This is a genomic window from Streptomyces sp. NBC_01176 (genome assembly GCF_045039825.1).
Lineage (GTDB): Bacteria > Actinomycetota > Actinomycetes > Streptomycetales > Streptomycetaceae > Streptomyces.
The window spans coordinates 5,465,786-5,479,233 of the sequence record NZ_CP108600.1; the positions used below are offsets into that span (position 1 = coordinate 5,465,786).

Annotated in this window: 8 protein-coding genes; all 8 read left to right on the top strand. The window is 73.9% G+C overall.

Annotated elements, in window-relative coordinates; all coding sequences use genetic code 11:
- The first annotated feature begins 54 nt into the window (after nt 1–54).
- The 8 genes from OG199_RS23640 to OG199_RS23675 all read left to right on the top strand — a co-directional run bounded on the left by OG199_RS23640 (nt 55) and on the right by OG199_RS23675 (nt 13,410).
- The gene (locus OG199_RS23640; protein ID WP_405831130.1) at nt 55–3,216 is read left to right on the top strand and encodes an FAD-binding and (Fe-S)-binding domain-containing protein; all 3,162 of its coding nucleotides are present in this window, start codon (nt 55–57) and stop codon (nt 3,214–3,216) included.
- Between the two features lie 46 nt (nt 3,217–3,262).
- Complete coding sequence (locus OG199_RS23645; protein WP_405831131.1) at nt 3,263–4,387, top strand: lipid II:glycine glycyltransferase FemX; 1,125 nt, start codon at nt 3,263–3,265, stop codon at nt 4,385–4,387.
- Between the two features lie 137 nt (nt 4,388–4,524).
- On the top strand, nt 4,525–5,481 hold the full coding sequence (locus tag OG199_RS23650; protein WP_405834648.1) for an EamA family transporter: 957 nt from the start codon (nt 4,525–4,527) through the stop codon (nt 5,479–5,481).
- Between the two features lie 720 nt (nt 5,482–6,201).
- Complete coding sequence (locus tag OG199_RS23655) at nt 6,202–7,011, top strand: TIGR03084 family metal-binding protein (protein ID WP_405831133.1); 810 nt, start codon at nt 6,202–6,204, stop codon at nt 7,009–7,011.
- A complete protein-coding gene (locus tag OG199_RS23660; protein WP_405831134.1) occupies nt 7,008–8,720 on the top strand; it encodes an acyclic terpene utilization AtuA family protein in 1,713 nt (570 codons plus the stop codon). Before OG199_RS23655 ends, OG199_RS23660 begins: the two co-directional genes overlap by 4 nt.
- A complete protein-coding gene (locus tag OG199_RS23665) occupies nt 8,717–10,324 on the top strand; it encodes a carboxyl transferase domain-containing protein (protein WP_356809201.1) in 1,608 nt (535 codons plus the stop codon). Before OG199_RS23660 ends, OG199_RS23665 begins: the two co-directional genes overlap by 4 nt.
- Nucleotides 10,325–10,335: 11 nt before the next feature.
- Nucleotides 10,336–12,186, top strand: a complete 1,851-nt coding sequence (locus OG199_RS23670) for a biotin carboxylase N-terminal domain-containing protein (RefSeq protein WP_405831137.1) — start codon at nt 10,336–10,338, stop codon at nt 12,184–12,186.
- Nucleotides 12,187–12,249: 63 nt separating this feature from the next.
- Nucleotides 12,250–13,410, top strand: coding sequence for an acyl-CoA dehydrogenase family protein (locus OG199_RS23675; protein WP_405831138.1), 1,161 nt, complete (start codon nt 12,250–12,252; stop codon nt 13,408–13,410).
- Nucleotides 13,411–13,448 lie beyond the last annotated feature (38 nt).

The following is a 13,448-nucleotide window of genomic DNA, read 5'->3' on the forward strand; positions in this document are numbered from 1 at the left end:
TTCGGACACCCCGGGTACCGCCCGGAGGCGCCGCGCGGGGCCATCCTTGGAGGCATGACGGATCTTGGCGACCGGGGACCGGCGGACTTTCGGGAACTACGGGCCGCACTGCGTGAACGGCTCGCCGCGGAGGTTCGCGGCGAGGTCTCCTTCGACGCCACCGCACGCGCGCTGACCAGCATGGACGCGTCCAACTACCGGCGCGTCCCGCTCGGTGTGGTGGCCCCGCGCGACAGCGACGACGTGGCGGCCGTGCTGTCCGTGTGCCGCGCGCACGCGGTGCCGGTCGTCGCGCGCGGTGGCGGCACCTCGATCGCCGGCCAGGCGACCGGCACCGGCGTCGTCCTCGACTTCACCCGGCACATGAACCGGATCGTCGCGCTGGACCCCGAGGCCGGCACCGCCGTCGTACAGCCCGGCGTCGTCCTGGACCGACTCCAGGAAGCCGCCGCCCCGCACGGCCTGCGCTTCGGACCCGACCCCTCCACCCACAGCCGCTGCACCCTCGGCGGCATGATCGGCAACAACGCGTGCGGGTCGCACTCGGTGGCGTGGGGCACGACCGCGGACAGCGTGCGCGAGCTGTCGGTGCTCACCGGCCGGGGGCAGGCCCGCACGCTCGGCCGGGACTGGCAGGGCGCCCCGCGCGGCCTCCGCACCCTGGTGGAGGGCGAGTTGGCCCGTCTGCGCACCGGCTTCCCGGACCTGCCCCGCCGCATCTCCGGCTACGCGCTGGACGCCCTGCTCCCCGAGAGGGGTGCGGACGTCGCCCGCTCCTTCTGCGGCTCCGAGGGCACGCTCGGCGTGCTGACCGAAGCGGTGGTGGGGCTGGTCGAGGCACCGCGGGCGACGGCGCTGGCCGTGCTCGGGTACGCGGACGAGGGCGCGGCGGCGGAGGCGGCCGCCGGGCTGCTGCCGCTCGGGCCGCTCACGGTGGAGGGGATGGCCGCGGACCTCGTACCGCCCGGCGCGGGGCTGCCGCGGGGCGGGGCCTGGCTGTTCGTCGAGACGGGCGGCGCCGACGCGGGGGAGGCCCGCGCGCGTGCCGACGCGATCCTGCGCGCCGCCGACGTCCTCGACGCCGCCGTGGTCACCGACCCGGCCGGGCAGCGTGCGCTGTGGCGGGTGCGCGAGGACGCGAGCGGCACGGCGACCCGGATGGCCGGCGACGGGGGAGAGGCGTGGCCCGGCTGGGAGGACTGCGCGGTGCCGCCGGCCCGGCTCGGAGCCTATCTGCGCGACTTCCGGGGCCTGTTGACGGCCCACGGGCTGCGTGGGACGCCGTACGGGCACTTCGGGGACGGCTGCATCCACGTCCGGATCGACTTCGACCTGCTGACGGACGAGGGGATCGGCCGCTTCCGCGGCTTCTCACGGGAACTGGCGGAACTGGTGGTCTCGCACGGGGGCTCACTGTCCGGCGAGCACGGCGACGGGCAGGCCCGGGCCGAGCTGCTGCCCCTCATGTACGGTCCCGAACTCGTGGGCCTCTTCGAGCGGGCGAAGGACCTCTGGGACCCGGACGGCCTGCTCAACCCCGGCATGCTGGTGCGGCCGCACCGGCTGGACGAGAACCTGCGGTTCGCGGTGCTGCCGCGCGAGCCGGTGGACGTGACGTTCGGCTATCCGGCGGACGGCGGGGACTTCTCCGCCGCGGTGCGCCGCTGCGTGGGGGTCGCCAAGTGCCGTACGACGACGCCCGCCGACACGGGTGTCATGTGCCCGTCGTTCCGGGTGACGGGCGAGGAGGAGCACTCCACCCGGGGGCGGGCGCGGCTGCTGCACGAGATGCTCGCGGGCGAGGTGATCACCGGCGGATGGCGGTCGACGGAGGTCCGTGACGCGCTGGACCTGTGCCTGTCCTGCAAGGGCTGCCGTTCCGACTGCCCGGTCGGCGTCGACATGGCCACGTACAAGGCGGAGTTCCTGCACCACCACTACGCGGGCCGGCGCCGCCCCGCCGCGCACTACGCCCTGGGACGGCTGCCCGGGTGGCTCGGGCTGGTCGCCCGGACCAGGACCGCCGGGCTGCTCAACGCCCTGTCCTCGCTGCGGCCGCTGGCCGCGGTGGCCAAGCGGCTGGCCGGGATCGCACCCGAGCGGGGGATCCCGCGTCTGGCGCCCGAGACGTTCAGCCGGTGGTGGCAGCGGCGGTTCAAGGAGCGGGTGGGGCGGATGATGCGCGAGGGGGTGCACGGGACCGACGGGTACGGCGCCGACGGGAACGGCGCCGTCGCCCCGGCGGAGGTGGCCTTCCTGTGGCCGGACACCTTCACGGAGCACCTCTCGCCGTCGGTGGGGCGGGCGGCCGTACGGGTGCTGGAGGCGGCCGGCGTGGACGTGATGCTGACGCCCACGGTGGGGATGAGGAAGCTGGGGAGTCCGGGGAGGACCGGCGGGAACGGGAAGGGGAACGGCGGCAAGGAGAGGGCGGGCGGCGACAAGGAAGAGGGCCGGAAGAAGGCGACGGCGGGGACGGCCGGGACGGCGGCAGGGGCGTCGGGCGCGGGCCGCGCGTCGGACGGGCCGGCCCCCTGGGCGGTGGGCCGCGCGGGCCGCGTCTGCTGCGGTCTCACGTACGTCTCCACGGGCCAGCTCGACCTCGCCCGCGCGGTGATGCGTCGCACCCTCGACCTGATGGGTGCCTTCCTGGATCCGGACGTCCACCCGCGGCCCCCCTCCGTCGTCGTCCTCGAACCGAGCTGCGCCGCCGCGCTGCGCACGGACCTCCCGGAGCTCCTCCACGACGACCCGCGCGCGGCGCGCCTGGCCTCGGCGGTGCTGACGTTCGCCGAGGCGCTGGAACGGCTGGCCCCGGACTGGTCGCCCCCCTCGCTGGACCGCCCCGTCGTCGGCCAGACCCACTGCCACCAGCACGCCGTCCTCGGCGACGCGGCCGACCGCCGGCTGCGCGCGGCGGCGGGTCTGACCGGGTCCCTCGCGGGCGGCTGCTGCGGCCTCGCGGGCAATTTCGGCTTCGAGAAGGGCCATTACGCCGTGTCGGTGTCCTGCGCGGAGGAACAGCTCCTCCCGGCGGTGGCGGCGGCCGGCGACGACGCGGTGCTCCTCGCGGACGGCTACTCCTGCCGCACCCAGCTGGAGCAGCTGACGGGCCGCGGGGGAAGGCACCTGGCGGAGGTGCTGGCGGAGGCACTCGATGGCTCCGGCCGGGGGGCGGGCCACGGCCAGGGGCACGAGAATGGCGAAATGTCCTGAGTGTGCCGAAATTTCCAGCCATCCCCCTCACCGAGGAGTGCCGCGCATGAGGCTCCGCCTGCAGGTCATCACCCGTGAAGAGCACCTGGCGTTCGTCGCGACACGGGCCTCGGTCAGCCATATGCAGGTGCCGTCCTGGGGCGAGGTGAAGCCGGACTGGCGGGCGGAGAGCCTCGGGTGGTTCGACGGGGAGGGGCGGCTCGTCGGGGCCGGGCTGGTACTGCTGCGTCCGCTGCCGAGGACGCGGCGCTACCTCGCCTACCTCCCGGAGGGGCCGGTCGTCGACTGGTACGCGGCCGATCTCGTGGAGCGCTGGCTCGACCCGATGCTCGCGTATCTGAAGGGGCGGGGCGCGTTCTCGGTGAAGATGGGACCGCCCGTGGTCGTACGCCGGTGGAGCGCCGACGCCGTCAAGGCGGCGATCGCCGATCCGGCGGCGCGCCGGCTCGGGGACACGGAGGCGACGACGTACGAACCGGCCGCCGCCGGTGTGGCCGAGAAGCTGCGGAACAGGGGCTGGCGGCAGGCCGAGGCGGGGGCCGAGGACGGGTTCGCGGCCGGGCAGCCGCGCTACGTCTTCCAGCTCCCCTTCGGCGGAAGGCCGCTGGAGGAGATCCAGCGCGGCCTCAACCAGCAGTGGCGGCGCAACATCAAGAAGGCCGAGAAGGCCGGCGTCAAGGTGGTGCGCGGCGGCTACGAGGACCTGCCCGCGTTCTACGAGCTCTACGCGGAGACCGCTGAACGCGACCGCTTCATCCCCCGCCCGCCGGCCTACTTCCAGCGCATGTGGACCGCGCTGACCGCCGAGGACCCGGACCGTATGCGGCTCTACCTCGCGCACCACGACGGCGAGGTCCTCGCCGCGGCCACGATGCTGACGGTCGGCACCCACGTCTGGTACTCCTACGGCGCCTCCACCAGCCGCAGACGCGAGGTCCAGCCCAACAACGCCATCCAGTGGCGCATGATGACCGACGCCCACGAACTGGGCGCCGCCGTCTACGACTTCCGCGGCATCACCGACACCCTGGAGGAGTCCAACCACCTCCTCGGCCTGCTCCGCTTCAAGGTCGGCGCGGGCGGCGAGGCCGTCGAGTACCTCGGCGAGTGGGACTTCCCCCTCCACCGCGTGCTCCACCGCGTCCTCGACCTGTACCTGGCCCGCCGCTGAGGCCCGGGGGCCGGGGCGGCCGCTGTGAGGAACGAGACAGGGTCGTCAAGGGTTCACGCGCCTGACCGGGTCCATTACTCTGGACCGGAAAGTGCAGCGTGATGCACGCATCCCGAGTCGAGCCCCTGGAAGGCACCGTGAACACCCCCAGCGCCGTCCCGTCCTCCCCGGCGACCGCGGCCCCGGTCGCCCCGGTGATGGCCCCCCTGCCCGGTACGGGCGGCGGATCCCCGGTCCGGCGCGGCGGCCTCGGGCCCGTCGGCCTGGTCCTCGCCGGAGGCGTCTCCGTGCAGTTCGGCGGCGCGCTGGCGGTGACCCTGATGCCGCGCACCGGGGCGCTCGGCGTGGTGACCCTGCGGCTGCTGGTGGCCGCGATCGTGCTGATGGTGATCTGCCGGCCGAAGGTGCGCGGACACTCCCGGGCGGACTGGGCGACGGTCGTCCTCTTCGGGCTGACCATGGCCGCGATGAACGGCCTCTTCTACCAGTCGGTCGCCCGCATCCCGCTGGGCCCCGCCGTCACGCTGGAGGTGCTCGGCCCGCTGGTGCTCTCGGTGGTCGCCTCCCGCCGCGCCCTGAACCTGCTCTGGGCGGGCCTCGCCCTCGGCGGGGTCTTCCTGCTCGGCGGCGGAGGCTTCGGCAGCCTCGACGCGGCGGGCGTCGCCTTCGCGCTGTCCGCCGGCGCGATGTGGGCGGCGTACATCGTCTTCAGCGCCCGTACGGGCCGGCGCTTCCCGCAGGCCGACGGGCTCGCGCTCGCCATGGTGGTCGCGGCGGTGGCGTTCCTGCCGCTGGGGATCGCCGAGTCCGGGACCCGGCTGCTCGACCCGACGACCGCGGCGCTCGGGGCCGCGGTCGCCGTCCTGTCCTCCGTCCTCCCCTACACCCTCGAACTCCTCGCCCTGCGCCGCCTTCCCGCCTCCACCTTCGCCATCCTGATGAGCCTGGAACCGGCCGTCGCCGCGACCGCCGGATTCCTCGTCCTGCACCAGGCGCTCTCCGCCACCGAGGCCCTCGCGATCGCCCTCGTCATCGCGGCGAGCATGGGTGCGGTACGGACGCAGGTGGGACGGGGGCGGGCCGCCTCCGCGTGACCGCGTCCGCGGGGGTGACCAGGATGGGAGCGGGGCGTCGCTGTCTTCCGCGCGCCGTCCGTCGTGGCTTGGCCCTGGGGGCTGCCGCCCCCAGACCCCCGCTGTCGGCCTGAACGGCCTCCTCCTCAAACGCCGGACGGGCTGAAAGACATGACCCCGTCGGGGGCCGTCCGGTGCGGGTTGACGTCTCCGGCCGGGCGGGGGCTGTCTGGTGCGGGTTGACGTCTTCGGCCTGTCGGGGGCTGTCCGGTGCGGGTTGACGTCTTCGGCCTGTCGGGGGCTGTCTGGTGCGGGTCGACGTCTCCGGCCTGTCGGGGGCTGTCTGGTGCGGGTCGACGTCTCCGGCCGAGTGGGGGCTGTCCGGTGCGGGTTGACGTCTCCGGCCGGTCGGGGGCCGTCCGGTGCGGGCTGACGCTTCCAGCCCGTCCATGGGCGTCCGGTGCGGGTCGTCGGGTTCGGTCCGTCCGGGACCGTCCAGCGCAGGCCCGCATCTCCAGCCCGTCCGGCGTTTGAGGACGAGCCCTTCGGGCGATGGCGGGGGTCCAGGGGGCGCAGCGCCCCTGGCGGGGGGACTGGACGGAGGGGCGCGTCCGCACCCACTCCGGATGTCCCGCCCCCTGATTAATGCAAGCACGCTTGATTGTTTCTCCGCCCGCTGCCATGCTCCAGAACGCACCGCGCAGGACCCCGCACATCGTCGTGCCCCGAGGGAGCGCCATCGTGTCCGACCTGTCGTCCGTGATCGACGATCTGCATCGGGAGAGCGAGGAACTCGACCTGCTGGTGGGCGGGTTGGCCGAGGAGGGCTGGCGGCTCGCCACCCCGGCCCCGGGCTGGACCGTCGCCCATCAGATCGCGCACCTGGCCTGGACGGACCGCTCCGCACTGCTCGCCGTGACCGACGCCGACGCCTTCGCGAAGGAGGTCGAGAAGGCGATCGCCTCACCCGGCGGATTCGTGGACGAGGGCGCCGAGGAGGGCGCGGCCCGCCCGGCCGCCGAGCTGCTCGCCGACTGGCGTGCGGGGCGCGGGGCGCTGGAGGCGTCCCTCCGCGCGGCCCCCGCCGGAACCCGCTTCCCCTGGTACGGCCCGCCCATGTCGGTCGCCTCCGTGGCCACCGGCCGGCTGATGGAGACCTGGGCGCACGGCCAGGACGTGGCGGACGCGCTGGGGGTGACGCGCACCCCCACGGACCGGCTCCGGCACGTGGTGCGCATCGGCGTCCGGGCACGGGACTTCGCCTTCGGGGTACGCGGTCTCACCCCGCCGGACGGGGAGTTCCGCGTCGAACTCGTCAGTGCCGCCGGGGAGCTGTGGACGTACGGACCCGAGGACGCGTCCCAGCGGGTCACCGGCCCCGCCCTCGACTTCTGTCTCCTGGTCACCCAGCGTGCCCACCGCGCCGACCTCGCCGTACGGGCACAGGGCCCCGACGCCGACCGCTGGCTGGACATCGCCCAGGCCTTCGCGGGGCCGCCGGGGGCCGGACGGCAACCCGGGACGGCACGGCCCGAGGAGCCGGCCGAGTGAGCCGCGCCCTGCCCTCCCCGCGTCCCCTGCGCATAGGCAACGCCTCCGGCTTCTACGGCGACCGCTTCGACGCGATGCGCGAGATGCTCACCGGCGGTCCCCTGGACATCCTCACCGGCGACTACCTCGCCGAACTGACCATGCTCATCCTCGGCCGCGACCGTCTGAAGAACCCGGAGGGCGGCTACGCGCGCACCTTCCTGCGGCAGCTGGAGGAGTGCCTCGGCCTCGCGCACGAGCGGGGCGTCCGGGTCGTGGCGAACGCGGGCGGTCTCAACCCCGCCGGACTCGCGGGCGCCGTCCGGGAGTTGGCCGAGCGGCTGGGCATCCCGGTGCGCGTCGCCCATGTCGAGGGGGACGACCTCACCCGCGGCCACCCCGGCACCCTCGCCGCGCACGCCTACCTCGGCGGCGCCGGGATCGCCGCCTGTCTGCGCGAGGGCGCGGACATCGTGGTGACCGGCCGGGTCACGGACGCCGCACTGGTCACCGGGCCGGCCGTCGCCCACTTCGGCTGGGCCCCGGACGCGTACGACCGGCTCGCGGGTGCCGTCGTCGCCGGGCACGTCCTGGAGTGCGGCACGCAGGCGACCGGCGGCAACTACGCCTTCTTCGGCGACCATCCCGCGCCGCGGCTGCGCCGTCCCGGCTTTCCGCTCGCCGAACTCCACGAGGACGGCACGAGCGTCATCACCAAACACGACGGCACGGGCGGCGTCGTGGACATCGGCACGGTCACCGCGCAGCTCCTGTACGAGACGTCCGGCGCCCGGTACGCGGGCCCGGACGTCACCGCCCGCCTCGACTCGGTGTCGCTCACCCAGGAGGGTCCGGACCGGGTCCGGATCGCGGGGGTCCGGGGCGAGGCACCGCCGCCCACCCTCAAGGTCGGCCTCAACCGTCTCGGCGGCTACCGCAACGAGGTCGTCTTCGTCCTGACCGGGCTCGACATCGAGGCGAAGGCCGCGCTCGTGCGGGACCAGATGGAGACCGCGCTCGACGCCGCCAAGTCGCGTCCGGCCGAGGTCCGCTGGGAGCTGGCCCGCACCGACCGGCCGGACGCGCCCACCGAGGAGACCGCGAGCGCCCTGCTCCGTCTCGTCGTACGGGACCCGGACCAGGACGCGGTCGGCCGCACGCTCGGCGGGGCGGCCGTCGAACTGGCCCTGGCGAGCTATCCGGGCTTCCACGTGCTGGCGCCCCCGGGAAAGGGCTCGCCGTACGGGGTGTTCGAGGACTCCCGCGTCCCCCAGGACGCCGTGGACCAGGTGGCTGTCCTCCCGGACGGGCGACGGATCCCGGTCGCCCCGGCCCGCGACACCCTGGTTCTGGAACCGGCGCCGCAGCCCGCCCTGCCCGAGCCGCCGCCCGCCGGGCCGACGCGCCGCGCCCCTCTCGGTCTGGTGGCCGGCGCCCGCAGCGGGGACAAGGGCGGCGACGCCAACGTCGGCGTCTGGGCCCGTACGGACGACGCCTGGCGGTGGCTCGCCCACGAGTTGACGGCCGACCGGTTCCGGAGTCTGATCCCCGAGAGCCGTCATCTCGACGTGGTCCGCCACGCGCTGCCCAACCTCCGCGCCCTCAACTTCGTCGTCGGGGGAATCCTCGGCGAGGGGGTCGCCGCTCAGCACCGCTTCGACCCCCAGGCCAAGGGCCTCGGCGAATGGCTCCGCTCCCGCCACCTGGACATACCGGAGGCACTCCTGTGACCGTCCTCGCGTCCGCCCTGGACGCCCGCAGCCCCGAACACACCGCCCACCGCGAGGTCATGCTCGCCAAGCTCGCCGCGCTGGACGCCGAGCACGCCAAGGCGCTCGCGGGCGGCGGCGAGAAGTACGTCGCCCGGCACCGGGAGCGCGGCAAACTGCTCGCCCGCGAGCGCATCGAGCTGCTGCTCGACCCCGACACACCGTTCCTGGAGCTGTCACCGCTGGCCGCCTGGGGCAGCGACGCACCCGCGTACACGGTGGGGGCCTCTCTGGTCACCGGGATCGGGGTCGTCGAGGGCGTGGAGTGCCTGATCACCGCCAACGACCCGACGGTACGCGGCGGTGCCAGCAATCCCTGGAGCCTGAAGAAGGCGCTGCGGGCCAACGACATCGCCCTCGCCAACCGGCTGCCCTGCATCAGCCTCGTCGAGTCGGGCGGCGCCGACCTGCCGTCCCAGAAGGAGATCTTCATCCCCGGGGGCGCGATCTTCCGCGACCTGACCCGGCTGTCGGCGGCGGGCATCCCGACCGTGGCCGTGGTCTTCGGGAACTCCACCGCCGGCGGCGCGTACGTCCCCGGCATGTCCGACCACGTGATCATGGTCAAGGAGCGGGCGAAGGTCTTCCTGGGCGGACCGCCGCTGGTGAAGATGGCCACCGGCGAGGAGAGCGACGACGAGTCCCTCGGCGGCGCCGAGATGCACGCGCGCGTGTCCGGCCTCGCGGACTACTTCGCCGTCGACGAACGGGACGCCCTCAGGCAGGCCCGGCGCGTCGTCGCCCGGCTCAACCACCGCAAGGCGTACCCGGACCCGGGACCGGCGGCCCCGCCCAAGTACGACGAGGACGAACTGCTGGGGATCGTGCCCGGCGACCTCAAGCACCCCTTCGACCCCCGCGAGGTCATCGCCCGGATCGTCGACGGCTCGGACTTCGACGAGTTCAAGCCCCTCTACGGGACCAGCCTCACGACGGGCTGGGCGACGCTGCACGGCTACCCGGTCGGGGTGCTGGCCAACGCCCAGGGGGTGCTCTTCAGCGCCGAGTCGCAGAAGGCCGCCCAGTTCATCCAGCTCGCCAACCAGCGCGACATCCCGCTCCTCTTCCTGCACAACACCACCGGCTACATGGTCGGCAGGGAGTACGAGCAGGGCGGCATCATCAAGCACGGCGCCATGATGATCAACGCGGTGAGCAACAGCCGTGTCCCGCACCTGTCCGTCCTGATGGGCGCCTCCTACGGAGCCGGCCACTACGGCATGTGCGGACGCGCCTACGACCCGCGCTTCCTGTTCGCCTGGCCGAGCGCCAAGTCCGCCGTCATGGGCCCCCAGCAGCTCGCCGGCGTCCTGTCCATCGTCGCCCGGCAGTCCGCGGCGGCCAAGGGCCGTCCGTACGACGACGAGGCCGACGCCGCCCTGCGCGCCATGGTGGAGCAGCAGATCGAGTCGGAGTCCCTGCCCATGTTCCTGTCCGGGCGGCTGTACGACGACGGGGTGATCGACCCCCGTGACACCCGCACCGTCCTCGGCCTGTGCCTGTCCGCGATCCACACCGCGCCCTACGAGGGCGCGCGCGGCGGCTTCGGCGTCTTCCGGATGTGAGGTCCCTCCCCATGATCAGTTCCATACTCGTGGCCAACCGGGGCGAGATCGCCTGCCGTGTCTTCCGCACCTGCCGGGAGGCCGGGATCCGGACCGTCGCCGTGCACTCGGACGCCGACGAGAACGCCCTGCACGTGCGGGAGGCCGACGCGGCGGTGCGGCTGCCGGGCGCGACCCCCGCGCAGACGTACCTCCGCGGCGACCTGGTCGTGAAAGCGGCGTTGAGCGCCGGTGCGGACGCCGTGCACCCCGGGTACGGCTTCCTCTCCGAGAGCGCGGACTTCGCGCGGGCCGTCCTCGACGCGGGCCTGGTCTGGATCGGTCCGCCGCCCGAGGCGATCGAGGCGATGGCGTCCAAGACCCGCGCCAAGAAGCTGATGGGCCTCGCCCCGCTGGTGGAGGTCACCGCGGACGACCTTCCGGTGCTGGTCAAGGCGGCCGCGGGCGGCGGCGGGCGCGGTATGCGGATCGTGCGCGAACTGGCCGCCCTGGAAACGGAGCTGGCGGCGGCGCGGGCCGAGGCACTCAGCGCCTTCGGCGACGGCGAGGTCTTCGTCGAGCCGTACGTGGAGGGCGGCCGGCACGTCGAGGTGCAGATCCTCGCCGACACGCACGGCACGGTCTGGGCGCTCGGCACGCGCGACTGCTCGCTCCAGCGGCGCCATCAGAAGGTGATCGAGGAGGCCCCGGCCCCCGGGCTCGGGCAGCCGCTCACCGACACGCTGTACGACCTGTCCGTGCGCGCCGCCCGCGCCGTCGACTACGTGGGCGCCGGGACGGTCGAGTTCCTGATCGCGGACGGCACCGCCCACTTCCTGGAGATGAACACCCGCCTCCAGGTCGAACACCCCGTCACCGAGGCGGTGTTCGGGATCGACCTCGTCGCGCTGCAGATCCAGGTCGCCGAGGGCACCGCGCTCGACGACGCGCCGCCCCCCGCGCGCGGGCACGCGGTCGAGGCCCGTCTGTACGCGGAGGACCCGGCAGCCGCCTGGGCCCCGCAGACCGGCACCCTGCACCGCCTCGCCGTCCCGGACGGTGTCCGCCTGGACACCGGCTACGGCGACGGCGACCGGATCGGCGTGCACTACGACCCGATGCTGGCCAAGGCCGTCGCCCACGCCCCCACGCGCGCGCAGGCCCTGCGCACCCTGTCGGGCGCTCTGGAGCGGGCGGACATCCACGGCCCGGTCACCAACAGGGATCTGCTCGTACGGTCCCTGCGGCACCCGGAGTTCGCCGAGGGACGCATGGACACCGGGTTCTACGACCGTCACCTCGCCGCCCTCACGACGCCCGCCGCGGACCCGTACGCGCCGCTGGCAGCCGCCCTCGCCGACGCGCACGGCCGTTCCCGGTTCGGCGGCTGGCGCAATCTGCCCTCCCAGCCGCAGACCAGGCGGTATCTCATGGCGGGGGAGGAGCACGAGGTCCGCTACCGGCACACCCGGGAGGGTCTGACCGCCGACGGGGTGCGTGTGGTGCGCGCCGACGCCGGTCTCGTCGTCCTCGAAGTGGACGGTGTGCGGGAGCGGTTCAGGGTGGCACGCCACGGCGACCAGGTGTACGTGAACGCCACCGCCCTCACCGCGCTGCCCCGCTTCCCCGAAGCCACCACCGACCACGCCCCCGGTTCCCTGCTCGCGCCGATGCCCGGCACCGTGGTCCGGGTGGCCGAGGGCCTCGCCGAAGGCGTCCGGGTGGAGGCCGGCCGGCCCCTGCTGTGGCTGGAGGCGATGAAGATGGAGCACAGGATCTCCGCCCCGGCCGACGGCATCCTCACCGCCCTGCACGCGGTCCCCGGCCGGCAGGTGGAGATGGGAGCCCTGCTGGCGGTCGTGGACGACGACGTGCCCGGATAGGGGCCGCGGCCGACCGCGCGCTCCGCCACGACCGACCCGCACCTTCCGTACTCAGGAGGCCCGATGAGCCCCGCAACAGAGACCGAAGAGCACCAGGCGCTCCGCGCCGCCGTCGCCGCCCTCGGCAGGCGTTACGGCCGCGACTACCTCACGAGCGCCATCCGCGAGGACCGTCACCCCACCGAGCTGTGGGCCGAGGCGGGCAAACTCGGCTACCTGGGCGTGAACCTGCCGGAGGAGTACGGGGGCGGAGGCGGCGGCATCGCCGAACTCTCCCTCGTTCTGGAGGAGTTGGGAGCCGCGGGCTGTCCGTTGCTGATGATGGTCGTGTCCCCCGCCATCTGCGGGACCGTCATCGCCCGCTTCGGCACCGAGGAGCAGAAGCGCGCCTGGCTGCCCGGCCTCGCCGACGGCTCCCGCACCATGGCCTTCGGCATCACCGAACCCGACGCCGGCTCCAACTCGCACCGGATCACCACCACGGCCCGCCGGGACGGCGCGGACTGGGTGCTGAGCGGCCGCAAGGTGTTCATCTCCGGCGTCGACATCGCCGACGCCACCCTCGTCGTGGGCCGTACGGAGGACGCCCGCACCGGCAGCCTCAAGCCCTGCCTGTTCATCGTCCCGCGCGACGCGGACGGCTTCGGCCGACGGCAGATCGACATGGAACTCCAGAGCGCGGAGAAGCAGTTCGAGCTGACGCTCGACGACGTGCGGCTGCCCGCCGAGGCGCTCGTCGGCGACGAGGACGCCGGTCTGCTCCAGCTCTTCGCCGGGCTCAACCCGGAGCGGGTGATGACGGCCGCGTTCGCGATCGGCATGGGCCGTTTCGCGCTCTCCCGGGCCGTCGAGTACGCCCGTGAACGCACCGTCTGGAAGGCCCCCATCGGCGCCCACCAGGCCGTCGCCCACCCGCTCGCACAGGCCCACATAGAACTCGAACTCGCCCGTCTGATGATGCAGAAGGCGGCCTTCCTGTACGACTCCGGGGACGACGTCGCCGCCGGGGAGGCCGCCAACATGGCCAAGTACGCCGCCGGTGAGGCCTGTGTGAAAGCGGTCGACCAGGCCGTGCACACCCTCGGCGGCAACGGACTCACCCGCGAGTTCGGGCTCGCCTCGTTGATCACGGCCTCACGGGTGGCCCGTATCGCCCCGGTCAGCAGGGAGATGATCCTCAACTACGTCTCCCACCAGACCCTGGGCCTGCCCAAGTCGTACTGAGGGGCGCGCCGAAGAGGACCACCGGTCGGCCGTACCGA